Origin of the sequence: Amycolatopsis sp. NBC_01488 (genome assembly GCF_036227105.1) — a bacterium.
Taxonomy (GTDB): domain Bacteria; phylum Actinomycetota; class Actinomycetes; order Mycobacteriales; family Pseudonocardiaceae; genus Amycolatopsis.
Window position 1 is genome coordinate 468760 of record NZ_CP109434.1, and the last position, 24749, is coordinate 493508.

Annotated in this window: 23 protein-coding genes; 8 read left to right on the plus strand and 15 right to left on the minus strand. The window is 70.5% G+C overall.

The genetic code is table 11. From position 1 onward, the window contains the following. Position 1 precedes the first annotated feature (1 nt). On the minus strand, positions 2 to 1900 hold the full coding sequence (locus tag OG738_RS02205) for an acetolactate synthase large subunit (protein ID WP_329050787.1): 1899 nt from the start codon (positions 1898 to 1900) through the stop codon (positions 2 to 4). A gap of 324 nt (positions 1901 to 2224) precedes the next feature. Here OG738_RS02205 and OG738_RS02210 point away from each other — a divergent pair, with 324 nt between their 5' ends. Beyond that, positions 2225 to 2674: a PH domain-containing protein gene (locus tag OG738_RS02210; RefSeq protein ID WP_329050788.1), complete on the plus strand. Its 450-nt coding sequence runs from the start codon at positions 2225 to 2227 to the stop codon at positions 2672 to 2674. Positions 2675 to 2766: 92 nt separating this feature from the next. Further along, complete coding sequence (ilvD, locus tag OG738_RS02215) at positions 2767 to 4611, plus strand: dihydroxy-acid dehydratase (RefSeq protein WP_329050789.1); 1845 nt, start codon at positions 2767 to 2769, stop codon at positions 4609 to 4611. A gap of 178 nt (positions 4612 to 4789) precedes the next feature. Here ilvD and OG738_RS02220 read toward each other — a convergent pair whose 3' ends face one another. Both OG738_RS02220 and OG738_RS02225 read right to left on the minus strand, forming a co-directional pair. Further along, positions 4790 to 5365: a DoxX family membrane protein gene (locus tag OG738_RS02220; RefSeq protein WP_329050790.1), complete on the minus strand. Its 576-nt coding sequence runs from the start codon at positions 5363 to 5365 to the stop codon at positions 4790 to 4792. A gap of 45 nt (positions 5366 to 5410) precedes the next feature. Next, on the minus strand, positions 5411 to 6319 hold the full coding sequence (locus OG738_RS02225; RefSeq protein ID WP_329050791.1) for a 2-hydroxyacid dehydrogenase: 909 nt from the start codon (positions 6317 to 6319) through the stop codon (positions 5411 to 5413). A 65-nt stretch (positions 6320 to 6384) separates the two neighbouring features. Here OG738_RS02225 and OG738_RS02230 point away from each other — a divergent pair, with 65 nt between their 5' ends. Beyond that, a complete protein-coding gene (locus OG738_RS02230; protein ID WP_329050792.1) occupies positions 6385 to 7590 on the plus strand; it encodes a PQQ-dependent sugar dehydrogenase in 1206 nt (401 codons plus the stop codon). 186 nt (positions 7591 to 7776) lie between these two features. Here OG738_RS02230 and OG738_RS02235 read toward each other — a convergent pair whose 3' ends face one another. The 8 genes from OG738_RS02235 to gatC form a co-directional block, all read right to left on the minus strand. After that, positions 7777 to 8913: a Gfo/Idh/MocA family protein gene (locus OG738_RS02235; protein WP_329050793.1), complete on the minus strand. Its 1137-nt coding sequence runs from the start codon at positions 8911 to 8913 to the stop codon at positions 7777 to 7779. Beyond that, complete coding sequence (locus OG738_RS02240; protein WP_329050794.1) at positions 8910 to 9659, minus strand: cupin domain-containing protein; 750 nt, start codon at positions 9657 to 9659, stop codon at positions 8910 to 8912. The genes OG738_RS02235 and OG738_RS02240 overlap by 4 nt, the downstream gene beginning before the upstream one ends. Further along, on the minus strand, positions 9656 to 10576 hold the full coding sequence (locus tag OG738_RS02245; RefSeq protein ID WP_329050796.1) for a PmoA family protein: 921 nt from the start codon (positions 10574 to 10576) through the stop codon (positions 9656 to 9658). The genes OG738_RS02240 and OG738_RS02245 overlap by 4 nt, the downstream gene beginning before the upstream one ends. Further along, positions 10573 to 11637, minus strand: a complete 1065-nt coding sequence (locus OG738_RS02250; RefSeq protein ID WP_329050797.1) for a Gfo/Idh/MocA family protein — start codon at positions 11635 to 11637, stop codon at positions 10573 to 10575. The genes OG738_RS02245 and OG738_RS02250 overlap by 4 nt, the downstream gene beginning before the upstream one ends. A gap of 503 nt (positions 11638 to 12140) precedes the next feature. Continuing rightward, complete coding sequence (locus tag OG738_RS02255) at positions 12141 to 12671, minus strand: hypothetical protein (protein ID WP_329050798.1); 531 nt, start codon at positions 12669 to 12671, stop codon at positions 12141 to 12143. A 2-nt stretch (positions 12672 to 12673) separates the two neighbouring features. Further along, the gene (gene gatB, locus OG738_RS02260) at positions 12674 to 14179 is read right to left on the minus strand and encodes an Asp-tRNA(Asn)/Glu-tRNA(Gln) amidotransferase subunit GatB (RefSeq protein ID WP_329050800.1); all 1506 of its coding nucleotides are present in this window, start codon (positions 14177 to 14179) and stop codon (positions 12674 to 12676) included. Further along, entirely contained in the window at positions 14176 to 15693 is a 1518-nt protein-coding gene (gene gatA, locus OG738_RS02265) for an Asp-tRNA(Asn)/Glu-tRNA(Gln) amidotransferase subunit GatA (protein WP_329050802.1), read from the minus strand. Before gatA ends, gatB begins: the two co-directional genes overlap by 4 nt. Then, positions 15690 to 15989 carry an Asp-tRNA(Asn)/Glu-tRNA(Gln) amidotransferase subunit GatC gene (gene gatC / locus OG738_RS02270; protein ID WP_284743223.1) on the minus strand — a complete coding sequence of 100 codons (300 nt, stop codon included), beginning with the start codon at positions 15987 to 15989 and terminating at the stop codon, positions 15690 to 15692. Before gatC ends, gatA begins: the two co-directional genes overlap by 4 nt. 236 nt (positions 15990 to 16225) lie before the next feature. Between gatC and OG738_RS02275 the strand changes: the two genes are divergently transcribed. Then, positions 16226 to 16879 (plus strand): amino acid-binding protein, encoded by a 654-nt coding sequence (locus OG738_RS02275; protein WP_329050804.1) that lies wholly within the window; start codon positions 16226 to 16228, stop codon positions 16877 to 16879. 63 nt (positions 16880 to 16942) lie between these two features. Here the strand turns inward: OG738_RS02275 and OG738_RS02280 are convergent, their stop codons facing one another. From OG738_RS02280 to OG738_RS02295, 4 genes are all read right to left on the minus strand, one after another. Continuing rightward, on the minus strand, positions 16943 to 17437 hold the full coding sequence (locus OG738_RS02280; RefSeq protein ID WP_329050805.1) for a GNAT family N-acetyltransferase: 495 nt from the start codon (positions 17435 to 17437) through the stop codon (positions 16943 to 16945). Then, positions 17430 to 19610 carry an NAD-dependent DNA ligase LigA gene (ligA, locus tag OG738_RS02285; RefSeq protein ID WP_329050806.1) on the minus strand — a complete coding sequence of 727 codons (2181 nt, stop codon included), beginning with the start codon at positions 19608 to 19610 and terminating at the stop codon, positions 17430 to 17432. Before ligA ends, OG738_RS02280 begins: the two co-directional genes overlap by 8 nt. 11 nt (positions 19611 to 19621) lie before the next feature. Continuing rightward, positions 19622 to 20326 (minus strand): hypothetical protein, encoded by a 705-nt coding sequence (locus tag OG738_RS02290; RefSeq protein ID WP_329050807.1) that lies wholly within the window; start codon positions 20324 to 20326, stop codon positions 19622 to 19624. Between the two features lie 80 nt (positions 20327 to 20406). Then, a complete protein-coding gene (locus OG738_RS02295; RefSeq protein ID WP_329050808.1) occupies positions 20407 to 21444 on the minus strand; it encodes a methionine synthase in 1038 nt (345 codons plus the stop codon). A 134-nt stretch (positions 21445 to 21578) separates the two neighbouring features. Between OG738_RS02295 and OG738_RS02300 the strand changes: the two genes are divergently transcribed. The 4 genes from OG738_RS02300 to OG738_RS02315 all read left to right on the plus strand — a co-directional run bounded on the left by OG738_RS02300 (position 21579) and on the right by OG738_RS02315 (position 24491). Next, positions 21579 to 22403 carry a phospholipid scramblase-related protein gene (locus tag OG738_RS02300; RefSeq protein WP_329050809.1) on the plus strand — a complete coding sequence of 275 codons (825 nt, stop codon included), beginning with the start codon at positions 21579 to 21581 and terminating at the stop codon, positions 22401 to 22403. Between the two features lie 104 nt (positions 22404 to 22507). Beyond that, positions 22508 to 23548 carry an MBL fold metallo-hydrolase gene (locus tag OG738_RS02305; protein ID WP_329050810.1) on the plus strand — a complete coding sequence of 347 codons (1041 nt, stop codon included), beginning with the start codon at positions 22508 to 22510 and terminating at the stop codon, positions 23546 to 23548. Positions 23549 to 23626: 78 nt separating this feature from the next. After that, positions 23627 to 24028 (plus strand): GNAT family N-acetyltransferase, encoded by a 402-nt coding sequence (locus OG738_RS02310; protein ID WP_329050811.1) that lies wholly within the window; start codon positions 23627 to 23629, stop codon positions 24026 to 24028. Between the two features lie 10 nt (positions 24029 to 24038). Continuing rightward, positions 24039 to 24491 (plus strand): GNAT family N-acetyltransferase, encoded by a 453-nt coding sequence (locus OG738_RS02315; protein ID WP_329050813.1) that lies wholly within the window; start codon positions 24039 to 24041, stop codon positions 24489 to 24491. Positions 24492 to 24749: the final 258 nt, after the last annotated feature.

The following is a 24749-nucleotide window of genomic DNA, read 5'->3' on the forward strand; positions in this document are numbered from 1 at the left end:
CTCAGCGCTCACCTTCCCCGGCGGCATGGGCGGCTGTGTCTTCCTTGACCGTCTCGACCGAAACCTCGTCGTCGTCGAACAGCGGCCGGATGCCCCGGACCGCCATGATCTCGTCGTTGCCGGTGCCGGCCGCGACCATCGGCCACACCTGGGCATCCTTCCCCACGACGAAGTCGATCACGACGGGGCGGTCGTTGATCTCCATCGCGCGGCGGATGGTGGCGTCGACGTCTTCGCGCGTCTCGCACCGCAGCCCGGCACAGCCCAGCGCCTCGGCCAGCAGCACGAAGTCCGGGATGCGGTGCTTGTGCGTGCCGAGGTCGGTGTTGGAGTACCGCTCCGAATAGAAGAGGTTCTGCCACTGCCGGACCATGCCCAGGTTGCCGTTGTTGATCACGGCGACCTTGATCGGCGCGCCTTCGATGGCGCAGGTGGCCAGCTCCTGGTTGGTCATCTGGAAGCAGCCGTCGCCGTCGATCGCCCACACCGGGGTGTCCGGGACGCCGAACTGCGCACCCATCGCGGCGGGCACCGCGTAGCCCATGGTGCCGAGACCGCCGGAGTTGATCCAGGTGCGCGGGTGCTCGTACTTGACGAACTGCGCGGCCCACATCTGGTGCTGCCCGACGCCGGCGGCGTACACCGCGTCCGGGCCGACCAGCTGGCCGATCCGCTCGATGACGTACTGCGGCGACAGCGAACCGTCGTCGGGCCACTCGTAGCCGGCCGGGTAGGTCTTGCGCCAGTCATCGGCCTGCGTCCACCAGTCGGTGAGGTCGGGCTGGCCACCGTGCTCGAACTCCGTCGTCACCGCGGCGATCAGCTCGCCGATGATCTCCTTGCAGTCGCCCACGATCGGCACGTCGGCCTTGCGGTTCTTGGAGATCTCGGCCGGGTCGATGTCGGCGTGCACGATCGCGGCGTCCGGCGCGAAGGACGACAGCTGGCCGGTGACGCGGTCGTCGAACCGGGCGCCGAGCGCGATCAGGAGGTCGGCGCGCTGCATCGCGGCGACGGCGGCGACCGAGCCGTGCATGCCCGGCATGCCGAGGTGCTGCGGGTGCGAGTCGGGGAACGCGCCGCGCGCCATCAGCGTGGTGACGACGGGGATGTTCGTCAGCTCGGCGAGCTGCTTCAGCTGCTCGTGCGCGTCCGCCTTGATGACGCCGCCGCCGACGTAGAGCACCGGGCGGCGCGACTTCGCGATGAGCTTCGCGGCTTCGCGGACCTGCTTGCCGTGCGGGCGCAGCGTGGGGCGATAGCCCGGCAGGCGCAGCTCGGTCGGCCAGGAGAACGAGGTCATCTCCTGCAGCACGTCCTTGGGGATGTCCACCAGCACCGGGCCGGGTCGGCCCGTGGACGCCAGGTGGAACGCCTCGGCGATGGTCCGCGGGATGTCCGCGGGGTCCGTGACGAGGAAGTTGTGCTTGGTGATCGGCATGGTGATGCCGCAGATGTCGGCTTCCTGGAACGCGTCGGTGCCGATCAGCGCCCGGCTCTGCTGCCCGGTGATGGCCACGACCGGGACGGAGTCCATGTTCGCGTCGGCCAGCGGGGTGACCAGGTTGGTCGCGCCCGGGCCCGACGTCGCCATGCAGACGCCGACCTTGCCGGTGGCCTGCGCGTAGCCGGTGGCGGCGTGCCCCGCGCCCTGCTCGTGACGGACCAGGATGTGGCGGACCTTCGTCGAGTCCAGCAGCGGGTCGTAGGCGGGCAGGATGGTGCCGCCCGGAATGCCGAAGACCACCTCGGCGCCGACCGCCTCGAGCGAGCGCACGAGCGACTGGGCGCCGGTGACGCGCACCGGGGTTCCCGCCGGTGGCGCCGGCTTCGGACGTGCTCCGGGCGTTCCGGGCGTCGGCCCGGGTTTCGCGTCGCTGCGCGACGTGGCACTGGTCATCGGTTCTGCCTCGTGGGTCTCGGTGTCACTCGTTCGGGTCGGTTTTGTGCGGTGGGGCGGGGAATCTCTTCCCGTGGGCAACAAAAAACCCTCGCCGACCGTAAGGTCGCACGAGGGTTCGCGCGTCGACGCAGCGGAAAGTCTTCCCTAAGCGTCGACGCGCTTGGGAAGTACGAGGCCGGTCAGCGGTGTCACGACGCTGACGCTAGTCCGAAGGTCTCTCAGGTGTCAACTCTGCGGGACGACGTGTCCGCATCGTGGGCACGCGGCACACCCGCGCGACCCGGGTCCGGGCCGGTCCGGGCCGCGGTGCACCATTTCCGGGTGGCCGAAAAAGAGCAGGACGAAGGCCGGAAGGCCGTCTTCCGGATCCCCCGCACGTCGTTCATGGCGATCGCACTCCTGACGGTCTGCGTGACGCCGATCGCCCTCGGCGAGATCCCGTACCTGCAGTGGCTCTACCTCTTCCCGATCGGCCTCGCGGTGTTCGTGATCCGGACCCGCACGATCGCGACGCGCGAAGGCCTCGCGACCCGCACGATGTTCGGCCACCGGGACGTCCCGTGGTCGGCGTTGAAGGGGCTGGCGATCACCAAGAAGTCGCGCGTGCAGGCGGTGCTCAAGGACGACACGAAGGTGCCGCTGCCGACCGTCCGCACTCGGCACCTGCCGGTGCTTTCGCTGGTCAGCGAAGGTCTCGTCGCCGATCCGAGCGGCCTTCTGGACGCCGAGGACATCAAGCCCGCCGAGACCGAGGCGTCGCCCGGCGAATAGGCCCGCTGCCCGGCGCGCTAAATTGGTAGGACCAGTTTCGCCGGAGTGTCCCGGACCTCCGCCTGGCCCACCATCCGACCTGGGAGTTCGCCGTGCCGCCTCTCCGTTCCCGGACCACCACCCACGGCCGCAACGCGGCGGGCGCGCGCTCGCTCTGGCGCGCCACCGGCATGACCGACAGCGACTTCGGCAAGCCGATCGTGGCGATCGCCAACTCCTACACCCAGTTCGTGCCCGGCCACGTGCACCTCAAGGACCTCGGCGAGATCGTCGCCGGCGCGGTGAAGGAAGCGGGCGGCGTCGCGCGCGAGTTCCACACGATCGCCGTCGACGACGGCATCGCCATGGGTCACTCCGGCATGCTCTACTCGCTGCCCTCGCGCGAGATCATCGCCGACTCGGTCGAGTACATGGTCAACGCGCACCAGGCCGACGCACTGGTGTGCATCTCCAACTGCGACAAGATCACCCCGGGCATGCTGAACGCCGCGATGCGGCTCAACATCCCGGTGGTGTTCGTCTCCGGCGGCCCGATGGAGGCCGGCAAGGCCGTCGTCGTGGGCGGCGTCGCGCAGGCCCCGACCGACCTGATCACCGCGATCGCGGCGTCGGCGAGCCCCGAGGTCGACGAGGACGGTCTCTCGATCGTCGAGCGCTCGGCGTGCCCGACCTGCGGGTCGTGCTCCGGCATGTTCACGGCGAACTCGATGAACTGCCTCACCGAGGCGCTCGGTTTGTCGCTTCCCGGCAACGGTTCGACGCTGGCGACGCACGCGGCGCGTCGCGCGCTGTTCGAGGAGGCCGGACGCACGGTCGTCGAGCTGTGCCGCCGCTGGTACGAAAACGACGACGACTCGGTCCTGCCGCGCTCGATCGCGTCGAAGGCGGCGTTCGAGAACGCGATGGCCCTCGACATGGCGATGGGCGGCTCGACGAACACCGTGCTGCACATCCTCGCCGCCGCCCAGGAGGGCGAGGTCGACTTCACGATCGCCGACATCGACGCGATCGGCCGCCGCGTGCCGTGCTTGTCGAAGGTGGCACCGAACTCGGACTACCACATGGAGGACGTCCACCGCGCGGGCGGAATCCCGGCGATCCTGGGCGAGCTGTACCGCGGCGGGCTGCTGAACACCGACGTCCGGTCGGTCCACTCCGACGACCTCGACTCGTGGCTTTCCGCTTGGGACATCCGGGCTTCGTCGCCCTCTGCTGTTGCGCTTGAGCTGTTCCACGCGGCGCCAGGCGGGGTTCGCACGACGGAAGCGTTCTCGACGGAGAACCGCTGGTCATCCCTGGACACGGACGCGGCGGGCGGCTGCATCCGCGACGTCGAGCACGCGTACACGAAGGACGGCGGCCTGGCGATCCTGCGCGGCAACCTCGCCGAAAACGGCGCGGTGATCAAGGCCGCGGGCATCGACGAGGACCTGTGGCACTTCGAGGGCCCGGCGCGGGTGCTGGAGAGCCAGGAGGAGGCCGTGTCGGCGATCCTGAAGAAGGAGATCCAGCCGGGCGAGGTGCTGGTGATCCGCTACGAGGGTCCGGCGGGCGGCCCGGGCATGCAGGAGATGCTGCACCCGACGGCGTTCCTCAAGGGCTCCGGCCTGGGCAAGAAGTGCGCCCTGATCACCGACGGCCGCTTTTCGGGCGGCTCGTCGGGCATCTCGGTGGGCCACATCTCCCCGGAGGCGGCGGCGGGCGGCCTGATCGGCCTGGTGGAGAACGGCGACCGCATCCTGCTGGACATCCACGAGCGCCGGCTGGAACTGCTGGTGGACGCGGAGATCCTGGCCGAGCGCCGGTCGAAGATGGAGACGTCGGAGCGGCCGTGGCAGCCGAAGGAGCGCCAGCGCCCGGTGACGGCGGCGCTGCGGGCGTACGCCCGGATGGCGACGTCGGCGGACACGGGCGCGGTCCGCGACGTGAACAAGTAAGTCCTGATCAAGCCGCGAAGGCCGTCCCGCTTCCGGGGCGGCCTTTCGGCTTTTCGGGGCCCAGCCGTGAGGGGGGGCCCCCGATTTCAACGCTACCGGGGGCCACCGACAATTCCCCGACCCGGCACCGGAGTTGTCCCCAACCCCCGGCCCACACCGCCGAGTTGTCCCCAGGCCGCTACCTCGTCAAAACGATGACCACGACGGCCGCCGCGGCGGCCAGCAGCAGCGAAACCAGCCCCAGCGGCAATGGCCGCTTCCGCCAAGGCGTGTTCCGCTCCAGCGAAATCGGCCCGGCCCCGGTGAACAGCAGCCCCAGCGAGACGGCCCCCAGCAGCAGCTCGAGCTCGAAGCCCTGCCCCTGCCCTTCGAAGAACCCGCCGTGGAACTTCGCGTACACGGCGTTCGCCGCCACGCCGAGCAGGCCCGCCGCGGCCAGCGGCGTGAACAGCCCGACGACCACCAGCACGCCGCCGCCCAGCTCGGTGACGCCGGTGATCCACGACAGCAGCGTCGTCTGCTTGTGGTAGCCGAACGTCTCCAGCATCCGCGCGAACCCGCTGATGCCCGGCCCGCCGAACAGGCCGAACAGGTGCTGCAGGCCGTGGGCGCCCATGGTCGCGCCGAGCGCCAGCCGCAGGACCAGCAGGCCGAGCCCGAGCCCGCCCTGGCGCGGGGTGTCGTCCGCCCCGTCGTCCTCGACGCCCGACAGGAGGCTGGTGGGCTGCTGCGAAAAGTCGTCTCCACTGCTCACGCGCGAAGGGTAGGGGATCCGCACGGGCGTGGCGAGCCGCCGCGCTCAGTACTCGCCGTGTACCAGGTTGTCCGGTAGCTCCCCTCCCGCGTATCGCGCGATTTCGGCCGCGGCGACGGCGTACGACCGCCCCCGCACCCCGCGCACGGCCCCGCCGACGTGCGGGGTCAGCAGCAGCCCCGGCGCCGTCCACAGCGGGTGCCCGGCCGGCGGCGGCTCGGGATCGGTGACGTCGAGCGCGGCGCGCAGCCGGCCTGTGGTCAGTTCGGCGACCAAGGCGTCGGTGACGACGACGGCGCCGCGCGCCACGTTCACCAGCACCGCGCCGTCCCGCATCTCGGCGAGGAACTCCGCGTCGACCATCCCCCGCGTGCGCGAGGTCAGCGGCACCATCAGCACGACGGCGTCGTGCAGGCCGAGCAGCGCCGGCAGCTCCCGCACGCCGTGCACGCCCTCCCGCGCGGTCATCCCGACCATCGTGCACCGCGCGTCGAACGGCTCGAGCCGCCGTCGCAGGTGCTGCCCCAGGTCGCCGGCGCCGATCACGAGCACGCGCTTGCCCTGCAGCGTGTCGGTGCTCTGCCGCTCCCACCGGCCTTCGCGCTGCGCCTCGCCGAAGACGTCCAGCTTCCGGTACATCGACAGCAGCACGGCGACCACCCACTCGGCGGTGCTCCCGCCGTGCGCGCCCCGGCAGGTGGAGAGCAGGACGCCGTCGGGCACCTTGCCGACCCAATCCTCGGCACCGGCGGAGAGCAGCTGGACGAGCCTCAGGTTGGGCAGCACGCGCCACAGATCCTCGCCCGGCGGGTGCTTGCCGGGGATCAGCACCTCGGCCTTCGCGGCCTCCGGCGGCACCGGCTCGCCCCACTGGTGGCGCACGGGCAGCACCCGCGGCACCTCGGCGAGCACGGTCAGGCCCTCGTCGTCGGGCACCAGCACGGTCAACGTCATGATCCCCAACGTAATCGAGGAGTGCTAACCCATGGTTCACGCGCCGGGCCCTAGGCTGGTGAATCATGCGAACCCGGTACCGGACGACCCTGCTGGCGATCTTGGCCTGCGGCGTCCTGCTGCCCGCCGGGTGCGCGCGGTTCGACGACACCGCGGCGGGCCAGACGTTCAGCCCCGCGCCCGTGGCGAGCCCCGAGTCGCCGCCCGAGGTCCAGGGCCCCGGCGCGGACTCCGGCGGCGAAGACCACCAGGTCCAGCCCGGGCCGGCCACGCAGGTCCCGCCGCCGCAGGGCTGCAAGGACTTCGACCCGTCGGTGATCGCGACCTGCCTGGACACGGTCGCGGCGGTGGCCGGCCTGCCGGGTGACGGTTCGACGCCGAGCGCGCTCGCGGGCGAGCGCAAGAGCGGCCGGGTGCTGCTGGCGACGCCGGGCAAGGACGCCACCGACTTCGCGAAGCTCGACGTCCAGGCGGCCGGGGACGGCGGCTTGACCGGGCTCGCGCTTTCGCCGTCGTACGTCGAGGACCAGCTCGTGTTCGCCTACGTGACGACGGCGACGGACAACCGCGTCGTGCGCTTCGCCAGGGGCCAGGCAGCCAAGCCGGTGCTCACCGGGATCCCGAAGGGCGCCACCGGCAACCGCGGCACGATCAGCGCCGACAATCGCGGCGCCCTGCTCGTCGCGACCGGTGACGCGGGTGACCCGAACGCCGCCGCCGACCCGAACTCCCTGGCCGGGAAGGTGCTGCGGATCGACACGTCCGGCAAGGCCGCGGCGGGCAACCCGAACGGCGCGCTGACCGTGACGGCCGGGCTGCACGCGCCGGGCGGGCTGTGCGCGTCCGCCGACGGCGGCCGGGTCTGGGTCACCGACCGGCTCGCCGACAAGGACGTCATCTACCGGGTGCAGGCCGGGCAGCCGCTGACGACGCCGGCGTGGACGTGGACCGACAAGCCGGGGGTCGCGGGCTGCGCCGACTTCGTGGACGCGAACGGCTCGGTCTCGGTCGGGACGTCGCTGGCCGGAAACCTGCAGAACCTGCCCGTGACGGCCGAAGGCGCGATCAGCGGCAAGCCGACGGTGAGCCTCGACGGGAAGACCGGCAAGCCGCCGGAGACGTTCGGGCGGCTCGCCGGGATGAGCATGATCAACCCGCAGCTCGCGGTGGCGGGCACGGTCAACAAGGACGGCGGCACGCCGGTCTCGAGTGACGACCGCGTCGTCCTGATCACACCGGCGACCTCCGGCGGCGGCAACGGCCGGGACTGACCGGGCGACGGATTCCCTTTCGCTTCCACCGCGAGCAGCACCGCCACGACAGCGGACGTGGTCGCGGGCTGGCAAAGCAGCTGCGCATCGCCTGGCCCGGATGGGCTTCACCGTGTCCGTCGTGCCGGAGTCCGGTGACCCTTTCGGGCTGCCGTACGGCGCGCACTCGCCCCGGTTCCGCCGGGTCTAGGGCTTCAGCTCCACTCGTCGTCCCTCCGCCGACGACGCCAGCCCGGCCTCCGCGAGCTGCAACCCGCGGGCGGCCGAGAAGAAGTCGTAGCGGTGTTGCCGTCCGGCGACCACGTCGCGGACGAACTCCTCCCACTGCGCCTTGAAGCCGTTGTCGAACTCGGCGTTGTCCGGCACCTCCTGCCACTGCTCGCGGAAGGATTCGGTGGCCGGCAGGTCCGGGTTCCACACGGGCTTCGGCGTCGCCGAGCGGTGCTGGACGCGGCAGCGCCGCAGGCCGGCGACGGCGCTGCCCTCGGTGCCGTCGACCTGGAACTCGACCAGCTCGTCGCGGAAGACCCGCGTCGACCACGACGAGTTGATCTGGGCGATCGCCCCGGACTCGAGTTCGAAGATGCCGTACGCGGCGTCGTCGGCCGTCGCCGCGTACGGCTCGCCCTGCTCGTCCCAGCGACGCGGGATGTGCGTGACCGCCTTCGCCGTCACCGCGCGGACCGGGCCGAAGAGGTTCTCCAGCACGTAGTTCCAGTGGCAGAACATGTCGAGCACGATCCCGCCGCCGTCCTCGGCGCGGTAGTTCCAGCTCGGCCGCTGCGCCTCCTGCCAGTCGCCCTCGAAGACCCAGTAGCCGAACTCGCCGCGCACCGACAGGATCCGTCCGAAGAACCCGCCGTCGACCAGGCGCCGCAGCTTCCGCAGGCCGGGCAGGAACAGCTTGTCGTGGACGACGCCGTGGCAGATCCCGGCGTCGCGCGCGAGCCCGGCCAGCTCGAGCGCCGCCGGCAGCGTCTCGGCCAGGGGCTTCTCGGCGTAAATGTGTTTGCCCGCGGCGATCGCCGCCCGCACCGACGGTTCGCGCGCGGACGTCAGCTGCGCGTCGAAGTAGATCCGCACGTCGTCCAACGCCGAATCGACGTCGGTCGTCCACGCGGTCAACCCGTGCCGATCGGCGAGTTCCTTCAGCTTCGCCGCGTTACGTCCGGCGAGGATCGGCTCGAGCTGCACGCGGGTGCCGTCGGGCAGCTCGACCCCGCCCTGCTCGCGGATCGCCAGCACCGACCTGAGCAGGTGCTGCCGATAACCCATCCGGCCCGTGACCCCGTTGAGCAGCACTCCGATGGCGGTCTGGTTCATCGCCGGCCTTCCTGGTCGAGGGCGTCTTCGCCGGAGGGCGAGGTGACACCCGGGATGTCGTATTCCGCGCGGCGCCCGCACATGCCGTAGCCGTCCGGGTTCGACGGCGTCGCGACCCGGACGCCCGACTGCTCGAGGTGGCTCCCGTCGCCGTCGGCGAGAGCCTTGAGGTGCGCACCGGTCAGTTCGGCGGCCTTCAGAGCCCCGGCCTGCCAGCGCGGTACCCAGTCTCCGATTTTCGGCGACACCAGCGCGACGGCCGCCCGGTGGAAAGCCCGCAGCGGCTCCGGATCGCCGTCCAGCAGCGCCTCCCGCAGCGGCAGGTAGCCACCAATCGCCAGGTCACGACGTCGTTTGGCGGCGTCGTCGGATTTCGGCAACGCGGCGGCCTCGGCGTACGCGGCTGGGTCGGCGAGGACGTCGGGCGGGAAGGTGAACACGGCGTCGCCCGCCTCGGGCAGGCCGCTGTTCTGCATGAGGACGGTGACGCGTAGGCCGCCACGCTGCACCATCCGGTGGACTGTGCCCGGAGCGAACCACGCGATCACGCCGGCTTCGAGCGGCGTCTCGGCGTACCCGCCGGTGCTCAGCGTCTGGACGGCGCCCTCCCCCGCCGTGACGACGTAGGCCTCGGTACAGGCGAGGTGCAGGTGCGGGCTGCCGCCGCAGACGCCGTCTTCGGCCGCCCAGTCGTAGGCGCGCAGGTGCGATACGCCGATGCCGCCCGGTAGCGGGAATTCGTTCATGACCATCCGTGCCTGCCGAGGTAGTCGGTCACCTGATCGCGGTCCCAAGCGCCGTCGGCGACGACGATCCGGTAGCGGTACGTGAAGCTCTCTCCCGGCGGGAGGGCGAATTCTTCGAAGAACGCCCACGAGAAGGCCACCATGGGCGTGTCCTTGCTGCGGACGAACCAGTGCGACTCGTGGATCGCGTGGTCGTTTTCCGGCGAATGCGCGAAGACGAGCGTCGAGTGGGCGTCGACGTCGTCGTGCTCGCCGACGAAGGCCAGCCACGGCGCCTGCGCGCCCATCATGTCGTCACCGCCGAGACCACCGGGACCGAGGACGCGGCCGCCGCTGAAGTCGCGCGGGCCCCGCCAGTGCAGGCCGGTGTACCCGGCCTGCTCACGGCCGGCGGTGGTCGGGCTGCCGAACACGAGCGGCGCGTCGCGGACGTTGGTCAGCTCGATGCCCCAGTCGATCGCCCAGGCACCTTCGTCGGGCTCGACGGAGTGGACGACGATGTCGCGCCGTTCGCGCGCCCACTCGTCGCCGCGGTGGGTCACCCAGGTGAGCCGTTCGGTGAAGGTCAGCCGGTCGCCGTCGACGCCGAAGCCGGCGAACCCGTCGTGCCGCATCGAGCCGATCCGGTCGGGCAGGTCCTGGTACCAGCGGCCGGGGACGTAGGTGTGGCCACCCCAGAAGTTCTGGCCGGACAGGTGGCTCGACGTCATCTGCAGCCCCTTGTGCCACCGGTGGTCGGCAGGCCGGTACCCGCTGACGCGCCGGCCGCGAAGGGTGCGCAGCGGGTGGGTGTAGGGCTTGCGCGACTCGTAGGCGACGGGGTCGGGCTTGTACACATAGGACATCAGCTGGACCCCGGCGGCCTCGACGATCACCCGGTCGCCGTGCCGGTGGGTGACGGTGATCGCGGCGCTCATCCGGCTTTCACCCCGGCACCGGCCATGTCGCGGTAGAACGGGTCCCCGGGCCTGATCTCCCCACGGCTCACGCTCTGCCCGGTGGAGGCGGCCTTGTAGAGAGAGGCGACGAACTCCAGCACCCGCCGCCCGTCCCGGCCACTGCACGGCGGCCGCTTTCCGGCCCGATGGGCGGCCAAGACGGGCTTGAACGCGGCGGCGTGCGAGCTGCCGACGTCCTCAGCCGGCGTGGTCGGAATTTCGGCCACACGAGGCGCGGGGGTGTATCGCCAGTTTTCGGCAACGTAGCCGTAGAGGTGCGTGAGCTCGACGGTGGCGCGTTCGCAGTCGATCCGGATCCGGCTCACTTCGTCGGGCGAAAGGACACTGTTGACGACGGTGGCCAGCGCCCCGGACTCGAACCGGACGAGCGCGGCGGAGACGTCCTCGGTCTCGACGTCGTGCACGAGCCGCGCGGTCATCGCCTGGACTTCGGCCCATTCGGTTTCGCCCGCGAGCAGGTGCAGCAGGAGATCCATCTGGTGAATGCCGTGGCCCATGGCGGGCCCGCCGCCTTCGGTCGCCCACCGCCCCCGCCACGGGACTGAGTAGTAGGCGGCATCGCGGTACCAGGTGGTCTGACAGTGCGCGACGAGCGGGCGGCCCAGCTCTCCCCTCGCGAGCAGGTCACGGAAGTGCGCGGCGGCAGACCCGGACCGCTGCTGGTAGACGAAGGACGCGTACGGACCACCATCACCTTCGGCGGAGATCATGTCGTCGTACTCGGCCAGCGAACGGCAAGGCGGCTTCTCACACCAGACCCAGGCGCCGCTGTCGAGGACCTTTTTGGTCTGTTCGACGTGCAGACCCGGAGGCGTGCAGATCGAGACGAGGTCGGGCTCCTGCTCGACGAGCAGGGATTCGAGGTCGGGGTAAGGCTTGGCGTGATCGGTCGTTGCGCAGAAGGCGAGGGCCCGAGCCTCATCGACATCCGCGACGGCCACGAGGTCGACGTCGTCGCAGTGGGCCTGATAGGCGGCGAGGTGGCTGTCGGCGATGGCCCCAGCCCCGACGATCGCCACTCGCAAGCGCTTTCTCTGAGCCAATCCCGAACCGCCTTCCTCACCAAAGCCTGCGCCCCGCGGCTCCACTACCCCGTCGCCGCGCGACGCCTTCGCCTACGTACTCCCGGGTGCGTTGCGAAGATCGTGTTTTGCGACGTCCCCGCACGAACCCTCTCCGGCCGTTCCGCCATCCGAAGTCGTCTATCCTCGCCAACTCACCACTCGTCGGCTGTCTCCGGTTGCGGCCGCGCTCGCGCAACCGGTCAGCACGTCCCCTGCTGCCCCTGGATGTCGTTCGGCCCGGCGCCTCCCACCGGTCACCCGCTGCGTCACGCGGCACTCCTCGACCGTCTCAGAAAGCGCTTTCTCACGCAACGGCCGCCACCGATGTCAACGTTGTCACCACAGTCCCGCAACCGGAACGGACGACTCGCTCACACCACCGATCGCGAAGGCCCGCCACCAAGCAATCACCGAGCGAACGAGCCCGGCCACCCGACTGGCGAGTTCGCCAGAACCGGTCAGCGGCTCTTGCTACGAGGCCCGCGCTTGCGCGGCTGCCGGCTCTCGGCCCGCGCCGCCCGCATGTCCAAGAACGCGGCCACGCCCGACACGAGCGCGGCCAGCAACCCGAGGAACCGGCCGAAGCCGGGGCCGATGGCGATGCCGGCGGCGTCGAAGATGCCGCGCTGGTCGGCGTCGAACTCCCAGTCCAGTGTGAACCAGCCGATCACCATCAGCAGCAGCGCCGCCACGGCGACCACCAGCCACAGGTGCGGCAGGCCGCCGACCCGCGCTTTCCGGACTCGCCCGAAAACGACCACGACCAGCCCGGCCAGCAGCAACGGCAGCGGCGGGCACCACGCCAAGAAACTCGAGTTCCACGCGTCGCGGACGACGTCACCGTGCGGCAGTTGCCCCAGGACGACCTCGATGTCCGGCTTGTTGGTGCTCAGCGTGGTCCACGGCAGGAACGTCGAGCCCAGCGCGAGCAGCCCGGCCGCCAGGCCGAGCCACTCGCGCCAGGTGACGCTTTTGACCGAAAAGGACAACGCTACGAACCGACGCGCTCGATGATCAGCTCACGGACCCGCTTGGCGTCGGCCTGCCCCTTGGTCGCCTTCATGACCGCGCCGACGATCGCGCCCGCCGCGGCGACCTTGCCACCGCGGATCTTGTCCGCGACGTCCGGCTGCGCCGCCAAAGCATCGTCGATCGCCGCGAGCAGCGCCGAGTCGTCCGAGACGACCTTCAGCCCGCGCTTCTCGACGACCTCGCGCGGCTCACCCTCGCCGGCGAGCACGCCCTGGACGACTTCCTTGGCCAGCTTGTTCGTCAGCTCGCCCGACGAAACCAGCCCGATGACCTCGGCCACCTGCTTCGGCGTGATCGCCAGGTCGGCCAGCTCGACCTCGCGGGTGTTCGCCTCCTGAGCCAGCGTGTTGACCCACCAGCCCCGCGCCTCGTCCGGCGACGCGCCGACCTCGACCGTGGCCGCGACGAGGTCGACAGCACCGACGTTCAGCAGGTCACGCAGGGCTTCGTCGGAAAGCGACCACTCCTGCTGGATCCGCTTCCGCCGCTCGGTCGGCATCTCCGGCAGCGTGCCGCGCAGCTCCTCGACCCACTCGCGCGCCGGCGCGATCGGGACCAGGTCGGGCTCCGGGAAGTACCGGTAGTCCTCCGCGGTCTCCTTCGTCCGGCCGGACGACGTGGTGCCGTCGGCCTCCTGGAAGTGCCGCGTCTCCTGCTTGATCGACCCGCCCTCGGCGAGGATCGCCGCCTGCCGCGTCATCTCGTAGCGGACGGCCCGTTCGACGCTGCGCAGCGAGTTGACGTTCTTCGTCTCGGTGCGCGTACCGAACTCGGTCGCGTCCTTCGCCATCAGCGAAACGTTCGCGTCGCAGCGCAGCGAGCCCTGGTCCATCCGGACGTCCGACACGTCGAGCGCGCGCAGCAGCTCACGCAGCGCCGACACGTAGGCGCGGGCGACCTCAGGTGCCCGCTCGCCGGTGCCCTCGATCGTCTTGGTGACGATTTCGATCAGCGGCACGCCGGCCCGGTTGTAGTCGAGCAGCGAGTGCTCGGCACCGTGGATCCGGCCGGTGGCGCCGCCGACGTGCAGCGACTTGCCGGTGTCCTCCTCCATGTGCGCACGCTCGATCTCCACGCGCACGACCTCGCCGTCGTCGAGCGTGACGTCGAGGTAGCCGTTGAAGGCGATCGGCTCGTCGTACTGCGACGTCTGGAAGTTCTTCGGCATGTCCGGGTAGAAGTAGTTCTTCCGGGCGAACCGGCACCACTCGGCGATCTCGCAGTTCAGCGCCAGGCCGATCCGGATCGCGCCCTCGACGGCCTTGCCGTTGACGACCGGCAGTGCGCCGGGCAGGCCGAGGCAGGTCGGGCAGACCTTCGTGTTCGGCTCGCCGCCGAACTCGTTCGGGCAGCCGCAGAACATCTTCGTGTTCGTGTTCAGCTCGACGTGCACCTCGAGCCCGAGCACCGGGTCGAAGCGTTCGATGACGTCGGCGTAGTCCATCAACTCGGCCACGGCAGTCACTTCGTTCCTCCCAGCTCCGGGACCTTGTGGATGAGCGCCCCGCCGGCGGCGGCGTCGCGGGCGGCCTCGTAGGCGGCGCCGACCCGGTAGAGCCGGTCGTCGGCGAGCGCCGGGGCCATGATCTGCAGGCCGACCGGCAGGCCGTCCTCGTCGGACAGGCCGCTCGGCACGCTCATCGCGGCGTTGCCGGCCAGGTTCGACGGGATCGTGCACAGGTCGGCGAGGTACATCGCCATCGGGTCGTCCACGCGCTCGCCGATCTTGAACGCCGTGGTCGGCGTCGTGGGCGAAACGAGGACATCGACCTTTTCGAACGCGGCCGCGAAGTCACGCGTGATCAGCGTGCGCACCTTCTGCGCCGAGCCGTAGTAGGCGTCGTAGTAGCCGGACGACAACGCGTAGGTGCCCAGCATGATGCGCCGCTTGACCTCGGCGCCAAAGCCCTTCTCACGAGTCAGTGACATGACCTCTTCGGCGCTGTGCGTGCCGTCGTCGGCGACGCGCAGGCCGTAGCGCATGGCGTCGAACCGGGCGAGGTTCGACGAGCATTCGCTCGGCGCGATCAGGTAGTACGCGGGCAGCGCGTAGACGAAATGCGGACACGAGACCTCGACGACCTCGGCCCCGAGCGCGCGCAGCTGCTCGACCGCGGCTTGGAACGACCGCTCCACGCCCGGCTGGTAGCCGTCGCCGCCGAACTCCTTCACGACGCCGACCTTGACGCCCTTGAGGTCGCCGGTCATCCCCTGACGGGCGGCGGCGACCACCGGCGGCACCGGCGCGTCGATGGAGGTCGCGTCGAGCGGGTCGTGCCCGGCGATGACCTCGTGCAGCAGGGCGGCGTCGAGCACCGTCCGCGCGCAGGGCCCGGCCTGGTCGAGCGAGGACGAAAAAGCGACCAGGCCGTACCGCGACACGCCACCGTAGGTCGGCTTGACCCCGACGGTGCCGGTGACGGACCCGGGCTGCCGGATCGACCCGCCGGTGTCGGTACCGATCGCGATGGCGGCTTCGAACGCCGCGATCGACGCCGACGAACCACCGCCCGACCCGCCCGGGATGCGGGCGTGGTCCCACGGGTTGTGCGTCGGGCCGTACGCCGAGTTCTCGGTCGACGAGCCCATGGCGAACTCGTCCATGTTCGTCTTGCCGAGAATCACGACACCGGCCTCGCGCAGCTTGCGTGTCACGGTCGCGTCGTACGGCGGAATCCAGCCTTCCAGCGTTTTCGAACCACAGGTCGTCGGGATGCCCTCGGTGGTGAGGACGTCCTTGAGCGCGAGCGGCACGCCGGCCAGCGGCGACGCGGGTGCGTTGCCCCCGGCGATCCCCTCGTCGACGGCCTTGGCCGCGGCCAGCGCGCCCTCGGTGTCGACGTGCAGGAACGCGTGGATGTGGTCGTCGACCTCGGCGATCCGGTCCAGGTGCGCCTGCGTGACCTCGACCGCGGACACTTCGCGCGCGTGGATCTTCGCCGCCAGCTCCGCAGCGGTCAGCTTGATGAGCTCGGTCACTGCTCTTCCCCCAGAATCCGCGGCACCCGGAAGCGGCCGTCCTCGGCGGCCGGCGCACCGGCCAGCGCCTGCTGCTGCGTCAGCCCGGGACGGACGACGTCCTGCCGGAAGACGTTCGTCAGCGGCACGGCGTGCGACGTCGGCGGCACGTCGTCGGCGGCGACCTCGCTCACCTTGGCCACCGAGTCCAGGATCTGGTCGAGCTGGCCGGCGAAGACGTCGAGCTCGTCGTCGGTCACGGCCAGCCTGGCCAGCTTCGCGAGGTGCGCGACCTCGTCTCGGGAAATGTTGGGCACGCGGGTGACTCCCGGGTTGTGCTGTGCGGGTTGTCTCGGAAGCTGCAAGTCTATGGTGGCGACGCCGGCGGACTCGACTGGGTTACGCCCGGCGCAGGCCGGGTGCCGTCCGGCGACGCTCGCATCCCGCCCGGCGGACAGCGGGTCCCGCGCGCCGGGTGGGTCTGTCACAATCGGCGACCGGCATCAAGCGTCCCACGGCAAGGCTGGGACGCCAGAGGCGAGAGGGGCGCGTGGTGTCGTTCCTGATCCGGATCCTCCTTCCGGACAGCCCGGGGACCCTCGGCGCGGTCGCCACGGCGCTCGGCACGGTAGGCGCCGACATCCTCAGCGTGGACGTCGTCGAGCGCGGCACCGGAGTGGCGGTGGACGACCTCGTGGTCGAGCTCCCGTCAGGCCGTCTGCCCGACGCGCTCATCACGGCGGCCGAGAGCGTCGAAGGCGTCGAAGTGGACGCGGTCCGCCCCTACGCAGGCGTGCTGGACACGCACCGCGAACTCGAACTCGTCGAAGAGATCGCCGCACAGCCGAAGTCCGGGCTCGACATCCTGGCCGAGGGCGTGCCCCGGATCGTGCGCGCCGGCTGGGCGATGATCGTCGAGTACGCCGAAACCGGCGCCCTGCGGCTGGCGTCGTCGAGCGCCGCCCCGGAGACGCCCATCACCGACCTGCCTTGGCTGCCGCTCGAACGCGCGACAGTGCTCGACGGCGAGGACGCCTGGATCCCGGAGACGTGGAAGGAACTGGGCACCGAGCTGGCGGCCACGCCCCTGGGCAAGCCCGGCAAGGCACTGTTGGTGGCTCGCCCCGGCGGTCCCGCCTTCCGCGCGGCCGAGGTCGCCCGGCTGGCGCACCTCGCCGGAATCGTCGCGGTCGTCCTCGACGGCTGACGACCACGTTGCCGAAAAGGCGACGAGTCCGCGTGGGCTCGTCCCCTTTCGACAACGGCCAGGTCAGACGTCGATCTGGTAGGCGATCAGGCTGACGTGCGGGAACGGCCGCCAGTCGCGCTCGGCCAGGCGCGCGAACCCGAGACGCTCGTAGAGCCGGTGCGCGGAGTGCATCCGGTCGAGGCTGCTCAGCACCACCCTGCCCAGGCCCAGCGCCCGCGCCCGGTCGAGCACGGCCCGCGTCAACGCCTCGCCGACGCCACGACCCCGCGCTGACGGTGCCACGGCGAGCATCCGGAACTCCAGCTCCCCTGGCCGCGAGATCTCGGCATACGGCGATCCCGGCCGCACGACGGTCACCGTGCCGAGCACCTTCCCCGCCGCATCGACGGCAACGAGCACCTCGGCCAGCTCGGCCCGGCTCGCGACGTCGCGCAGCTTCGCGTCGTACCCGACGTCGTCGGCCAAGTGACCATCGACGTCGTAGGCCTGGACCGTGACCTCGCCCGCCGCGGCGTACTCCTCAGGCCGCGGCGGCCGGATTTCGACATCAGCCATCCGACTCCCCAGTCTCGCCTTCGGCGGTTTCCTCGCCGGCCGGCAGCGCCACCTCCTGCGCCGCCTCGGGCCCTTGCTCCAGCAGGACGCGGAACCCGGCTTCGTCCAGCACGGGCACCTTGAGCTGCACGGCCTTGTCGTATTTCGAACCAGGCGAATCCCCGACGACGACGAACGAGGTCTTCTTCGAGACCGACCCGGCGGCCTTGCCGCCGCGGGCCATGATGACCTCCTTGGCCTCGTCGCGGGAGAAGCTGTCGAGCGAGCCCGTCACGACGATCGACAGGCCTTCGAGGGTGCGCGGGATCGAGTCGTCGCGCTCCTCCTCCATCCGCACGCCGGCGCGTCGCCACTTTTCGACGATCTCGCGGTGCCAGCCGACCTCGAACCACTCTCGCGTCGCGTGCGCGATGGTCGGACCGACGCCGTCGACGTCCGCCAGCTCCTCCTCGGTGGCCTGCTCGATCCGCTCGATCGACCCGAACTCGCGCGCCAGCGCCTGCGCGGCAGTGGGTCCGACGTGCCGGATCGACAAAGCGACCAGGACCTTCCACAGTGGTCGATTCTTGGCCACGTCCAGGTTGGCGAGCAGCTTTCGCGCGTTCGCCGACAACTCGCCGGCCTTGGTCCGGAACAGCTCGACCTCGGCGAGGCTGTCCTCGTTCAGGTCGAAGACGTCACCCTCGTCCGCGATCACGCGCGCATCCAGCAACGCGGCCGCAGCCTCGTACCCGAGCACCTCGATGTCGAAAGCGCCGCGCCCGGCCAGGCTGAACAGGCGCTCCCGCAGCTGCGCCGGGCAGAAGCGGCTGTTCGGGCAGCGGATGTCCTTGTCGCCTTCCTTCTGGTAGGCGAGCTCGGTGCCGCATGACGGGCAGTGCGTGGGCATGACGAACTCGCGTTCGTCACCGGTGCGCGCGTCCACCACCGGCCCCAGGACCTCGGGGATGACGTCTCCGGCCTTCCGGATGATGATCCGGTCGCCGATGAGCACGCCCTTGCGCTTGACCTCCTCCTGGTTGTGGAGGGTGGCGCGCGCGACGGTCGACCCCGCGACCTTGACCGGCTCGGTGACCGCGAACGGCGTCACCCGCCCGGTCCGCCCGACGTTGACCTGGATGTCCAGCAGCGTCGTGATCGCCTCTTCGGGCGGGTACTTGTACGCGATCGCCCACCGCGGCGCGCGCGATGTCGTGCCCAGCCGCCGCTGCAGCGCCACCCGGTCGACCTTGATGACCACGCCGTCGATCTCGTGTTCGGCGTCGTGCCGGTGCTCACCCCAGTAGGCGATGTGCGCGGTCAGCTCGTCGGCCGTGGTCAAAACCTTGCTGTACGGCGACACCGGCAGCCCCCACGCGGCCAGCGCGTCGTAAGCCTCCGACTGGCGCTGCGGCTCGAAGCCCTCGCGCTTGCCGAGCCCGTGGCAGATCATCCGCAGCCGGCGCTCCCGGGTGATCTTGGGATCCTTCTGCCGCAGCGTGCCCGACGCGGTGTTGCGGGGGTTCGCGTATGGCAGCTTGCCCGCTTCGACCATCTTCGCGTTCAGCTCGAGGAAATCTTCGACCCGGAAGTAGACCTCACCTCGCACCTCGACCAGCGCTGGCACCGGGAACTCGTCGGTGCCGGTCAGGGTCTCGGGCACGTGGTCGATCGTGCGGACGTTCAGCGTGACGTCCTCGCCGGTGGTGCCGGTGCCGCGAGTGAGCGCCCGGGTGAGGTGGCCGTTTTCGTACAACAGGTTGATCGCCAGGCCGTCGATCTTCAGCTCGGCGAGGAACTCGGTGCGGCCGACCTCCTTCTCGACACGCTCCACCCAGGCCAGGAACTCGTCGCGGTCGAACACGTTGTCCAGGCTGAGCATGCGCTCGAGGTGGTCATACGCGGTGAACTCGGTCGAGAACGTGCCCCCGACCTGCTGGGTCGGCGAGTCGGGCGTGACCAGCGCCGGGTGCTCGGCCTCGAGTTGCTGCAGCTCGCCGAGCAGCTCGTCGAACTGCCCGTCGGAGATGATCGGCGAATCCAGGACGTAGTAGCGGAACTGGTGGTCACGCAGTTCCTCGGCGAGGGCGCCGTGCCGCTCGCGCACGTCGGCCGGGACGTCGGTGACGTCCTCGGCGGTCACCGCGGCGTCGGCCGCCGCGACCTGGTCTTCGGGAAGCTCGGTGCTGCTCACGGGTAGTGACCCTAGTCGGCGGGACCGACATTTTCGTCTCGGCGGAGGTCCAGCCCGCGGACCAGTTCGCGGAACTCCAGAAGGGTGATGGCACCGGCCGGCTCGGCCTCCGCGGTTTCCACGCGCCGTAACCGTTCGGCCGCGAGCCGCTCACCCAATGTCGCGTCAAGGGGCAGGAACGTCATGGTCTGCCGGGCGGTGTCGTCGAGGTCGCCGAAGCCGGGGTGGAAGACGGCGACGTCGACCACGTGCTCGTCCTCGTCGACCTGCGCGACGACCCGGACGTCGGCCAGCGCGATCCGGTGCTCGCCGAGGTTGACGGTGACCTCGGTCGGATCCGGCACGGGCGGAACCGAGTCGTGGTACTCCCAGATCGCGTCGTCCGGCGGCGCCGCGGCGCGCCACGCGTCGGTGAACGGCCGCAGCTCCGGGTCCTCCTGACCGGTCACGACCAGCGCGTAGATCGATCGACGACCACGCTCGAGCGAAAAGTGCAGCCGCGGGTGCAGCGCCTCGACGAGCTGGCAGAGCTCGTACTCGACCCGGTGCGGCTCCCCCTCGCCGAGCGCCGCGCTGACCATCGGGAGCAGGTCGTACCAGCCTCGCCAGAACGCCTCGGCGGCGGCAGCCGGGTCCTCCGGCACGTGCTGCTCGGGCCACGCGGTGCGCGGGTCGGGCGGGTCGGCGGCGGCGTTCTTGCGGCGGAACAAGCGCATGGTTACGGGTGGTCCTCGTTCGGTCGGCTACCCCGCCACGCTACTTGCCGGGTGGCGGGGACGTCGGCGAGTTGCCCGATTCACCAACCTTCCGGAGGCTCCACGAAGGCTTTGCCGAGATCGCGGGTCAGCGAGAGGGCGCGACGCATCCAGTCCGGAGTGGCGCCGGCGAGGCCGCAGGCGGGGGTCGGCACGGCGCGTTCCGCCAGGACGCTGCGGTTGAAGCCGAGCCGGTCCGCCAGCCGGAACGCCGGCTCGCCGACGTCCTTGAGACTCGGCGGCGACGCCGGTGCCGTGGTCGGAACCGCGCCCAGGAACAGCGTCGCGCCGCCGTCCCAGACTTCGCCGATTTCGTCGAGGAACGCGGCGGACGCACCGTCGAGCGCGGCGAGGTCGAAGGCGAGAGCGTCGGCGCCGGCTTCGCGCAGCAGGCCGAGCGGCGGCTTCGCGGCGCAGCAGTGCAGGATCACCGGCCGGCCGGTGATCGTCTTCGCGCCGTCGATCACCGTCGCGAGCAGGTCGCGGGCGTCGGGCTCCGGCACCGCGGAGACGTTCCCGTAGCCGGACGGCGTCGACAGGCCACCGGCCAGAACCGCGGGCAACGAGGGCTCGTCGAACTGGACGACCACGGGCGCCCCGGTCCTGGCCCGGACCTCAGCGACGTGCTCGGTGAGGCCGTCCAGCAGGGACGACGTGAAGTCCCGCAGGGCGCCGCGGTCGGTGAGCACGCGATGACCACGAGGCAGCTCGATCCCGGCGCCGAGCGTCCACGGCCCGGCCAGCTGGATCTTGAAGACCGACGGGGTGGCTCCGGCCTTCTCCCGCGCTTCCTGAACGGCGTCGAGATCCCAGCGGAGCAGGTCGACGGCCCGGCGGTGCTCGTGCCCCGGCCGCGCCGCCACCCGGTAACCGCTCGGCACGACCTCGACGGCCAGGTCCACCAGCAGCGCGGCGGTCCGGCCGAGCATGTCCGCGCCGACGCCACGAGCCGGCAGCTCGGGCAGGTGCGGGAAGTCCGGCAACTCCCCGAACACGATCGCCGCCGCTTCCGCGGGATCCGTGCCCGGCATCGAACCGATCGCCGTCGCGGCGCCGCTGGGCCAAACTCGCTCATCCACGACTGCCGATTCTGGTCGACCACCCGCCGACGACGCCGACCGGGCCACCGCACCGAGCCGCCCGGAGGCAGACATACGCCGCATTTGCCTTTGCCGGCACCGTGACGGCACCCGCGCGGATAGGCTCACCCGCCATGACGAGTTCGCCACCGCAACCGGGCTGGTACCCCGATGCGCGGGACCCCCGTCTGCACCGCTGGTGGGACGGCCAGGCCTGGACCGCCAACACCCGGCCCGCCCACCAGGCACCACCGCCGAGCGACTCCGAGCCGATCGAGCTGGACATCGAACGGGCCCACGACCCGGCCCGGATCCAGAGCCAGGTCAACCGCGCGACGCGCGGCCGGGGCGCTGGACGCACCGGCGGCGGGACGCTGTTCACCGAGCCGGTCCTGGTGGTCAACCAGCGTGCCAAGCTGATCGAGATGGCCAACGAGTTCGGCGTCTTCGACCAGCACGGCAACCGGCTGGGTGGCGTCGTCGAAGTCGGCCAGAGCACGCTGAAGAAGGCGATCCGGCTGCTGACCAACTACGACCAGTTCCTGACCCACAAGTTCGAGGTCCGGGACGCCAACCACAGCACCGTGCTGAAGGTGACCCGGCCCGCGAAGGTCTTCAAGTCGCGGTTCCTCGTGACTAGGGCCGACGAGACCCCGATCGGCGAGATCGTCCAGGAGAACGTCTTCGGGAAGATCCGCTTCGGCTTCGTCGTCGACGGCCGCACCGTCGGCGGGATCTTCGCGGAGAACTGGCGCGCCTGGAACTTCTCGATCCGGGACCACGCCGACACCGAGGTCGCCCGGGTGACCAAGACGTGGGGCGGGTTCGTCAAGGCCGCCTTCACCACCGCCGACAACTACGTCGTGGAGATCCCTCACCCGCTGCCCGATCCGCTCGCCAGCATGGTGGTCGCCGCGGCCCTGACGATCGACACCGCCCTGAAGCAGGACACCAACTGAGCGAGTGACCGGCGTCTCAGCTTCTCCAGGTGGACAGCGGGCCCGGCACGGCTCAGGGTGAATGGAGGCCGGGACGCCGTCGTCTCGCCGGGACGGAGGTCACCGTGGAACCGTTGCCGGACAGCAGCGATCGGAACTGGACCGAGCCCGGCATCTACGAGGTCTCGGCCGGCGTCTACCGGATCCCGTTGCCGCTGCCCAACGACGCTCTGCGCGCGGTCAACGTCTACGCGGTCACCGATGGCGAGAAGCTGGTCCTGGTCGACTCGGGCTGGGCGTTGACCGTGGCTCGGCAACAGCTCGCGAACGCACTGGGCGGAATCGGCGCGGAGCTCGCCGACGTCAGCGAGTTCCTCGTCACCCACGTGCACCGCGACCACTATTCGCAAGCTGTCGTCCTTCGTCGCGAATTCGGCTCCAAGATCGCCCTGGGGCAGGACGAAGAGCCGTCGCTCAAGGCTTCCGGCAACCCTGACCGGCTGCCGATGGAAGCCCAGATCGATCTGCTGGCCCAGGCCGGTGCCGGCGAAGTCGTCAAAGCCCTGGCCCGCGACTTCGGCACGGACCGGCGGCACACGGAAGCCGATCTCTGGGAAGCGCCCGACGAGTGGCTGACTCCGGGACGACGTCCGATCCTGCCCGGCCGCGAGTTCGACGTCGTCGCCACTCCCGGCCACACGGCAGGCCATGTCGTGTTCGTGGACGACACCGCCGATCTGCTGTTCTCCGGCGACCACGTGCTCCCGCACATCACGCCCTCGATCGGTTTCCAGCCCGTGCCGGCCGAACTGCCGCTCAACGACTTCATCGACTCGCTGCGCCTGGTGCGTGCCATGCCGGACCGTCGCATGCTTCCCGCGCACGGTCCGGTGTCCCCCAGCGTGCACACGCGGGTCGACGAGCTCCTGGAACACCATCGGCAACGCCTCGAGACGATCGGCTCGCAGATCGTGGCCGGCGCGAGCACGGCATTCGAGGCCGCGCGCCGGATCGGCTGGACCCGGCGCAACCGCAAGCTGTCCGAAATGGACTCGTTCAACCAGACGCTCGCGGTCCTGGAGACAGCCGCGCATCTCGACCTGCTGGTGGCCCAGGGCAAACTGACCGCGCGAGTGGTCGACGGCGTCCGGCACTACACGACCTGACGAGACCGCGGCCAGTACCGCGGGTAGCCACGTGGTAGCAGCTACGACCCACGACCGGCTTCCTGCATACTGGGCGCAATGGATGTCATCAGACGTGCCAGGGCAACGGACATCGAAGCGCTCGTGCGCATGTTCGGCGCACCGGGCGAGCCGCTGGCAGCCGCCCTTCGCGAACTCATGAACACCCCGCACGTCACGCTGGTCGTCGCCGAAGACGACAACGGCGTGGCCGGCACCGCGCAACTGACGGTGCTGCGAGGACTCGCCTGGGAAGGCGCTACCCGCGGCCTGCTCGAAGGCATCCGCGCCGCTCGTCGTGGAGTGACCAGCGCACTTCTGACCTGGGGCATCGATGAAGCCCGCCGGCGAGGCTGCAGCCGTCTCCACCTCGATTCCGGCCTCGCGCGCGCCGACTTGCGAGACTTCTACGCGCGCTTCGGCTTCGAGCACAGCTATCAAGGGTTCGCCCGCACCCTGTGATACTGGCGCCGTGACCGACTACTCCATCCGCGCAGCACGGCGTGCAGACATCGGTGCGATAGTGCGCATGCTGGCGGACGACCAGCTCGGCGCGACGCGCGACGATCCGGACGACCTCGAGCCGTACCTGCTGGCTTTCGAGCAGATCGAGGCAGATCCGAACCAGCTTCTGGTCGTCGTGACGACCGACGACGAGCCGGTCGGAACGTTGCAGCTGACGATCATCCCCGGCCTGGCCAGACGCGGCGCGCTGCGCGGGCAGATCGAGGCCGTCCGGATCCGCGCCGACCACCGGGGCTCCGGACTCGGCGCCGACCTCGTGCGCTGGGCGATCGACGAGTCCCGACGACGCGGATGTGCCCTCGTGCAGCTCACCTCGGACGTCTCGCGACTCGACGCTCACCGGTTCTACGAGCGCCTCGGCTTCGTTCCGAGTCACACCGGGTTCAAGCTCAAGCTCTGACCGCTGAATGTGTTGGCATTCAACACTTTTCCTATTGTCTACATCGGACATCGTCCGAGATCAGCGCTCCTTCCGGAATCGACGACGCACCCGCCCACGCACGCGAACCATTCCCAATGAATTCCGATACGTCAAGTCGCGAAGGGCGCGAACGGACCGTTCGCGCCCTTTCCTGCGAATCTCGGTGACATATCCCGTGAGGCCCCGTACGGTCGCGCTCATGACACCTTCGCAACCACTGCGCAAGCTCGCCCCTTC

Bases quoted from the DNA above. Each gene is read 5' to 3' on its own strand.
- OG738_RS02230 (WP_329050792.1), top strand. From the start codon at position 6,385: ATGCGAACCCGGTACCGGACGACCCTGCTGGCGATCTTGGCCTGCGGC.
- OG738_RS02310 (WP_329050811.1), top strand. From the start codon at position 23,627: ATGGATGTCATCAGACGTGCCAGGGCAACGGACATCGAAGCGCTCGTG.
- OG738_RS02235 (WP_329050793.1), bottom strand. From the start codon at position 8,913: ATGAACCAGACCGCCATCGGAGTGCTGCTCAACGGGGTCACGGGCCGG.
- OG738_RS02290 (WP_329050807.1), bottom strand. From the start codon at position 20,326: ATGCGCTTGTTCCGCCGCAAGAACGCCGCCGCCGACCCGCCCGACCCG.
- OG738_RS02300 (WP_329050809.1), top strand. From the start codon at position 21,579: ATGACGAGTTCGCCACCGCAACCGGGCTGGTACCCCGATGCGCGGGAC.
- OG738_RS02205 (WP_329050787.1), bottom strand. From the start codon at position 1,900: ATGACCAGTGCCACGTCGCGCAGCGACGCGAAACCCGGGCCGACGCCC.
- OG738_RS02240 (WP_329050794.1), bottom strand. From the start codon at position 9,659: ATGAACGAATTCCCGCTACCGGGCGGCATCGGCGTATCGCACCTGCGC.
- OG738_RS02280 (WP_329050805.1), bottom strand. From the start codon at position 17,437: ATGGCTGATGTCGAAATCCGGCCGCCGCGGCCTGAGGAGTACGCCGCG.
- OG738_RS02245 (WP_329050796.1), bottom strand. From the start codon at position 10,576: ATGAGCGCCGCGATCACCGTCACCCACCGGCACGGCGACCGGGTGATC.
- OG738_RS02225 (WP_329050791.1), bottom strand. From the start codon at position 6,319: ATGACGTTGACCGTGCTGGTGCCCGACGACGAGGGCCTGACCGTGCTC.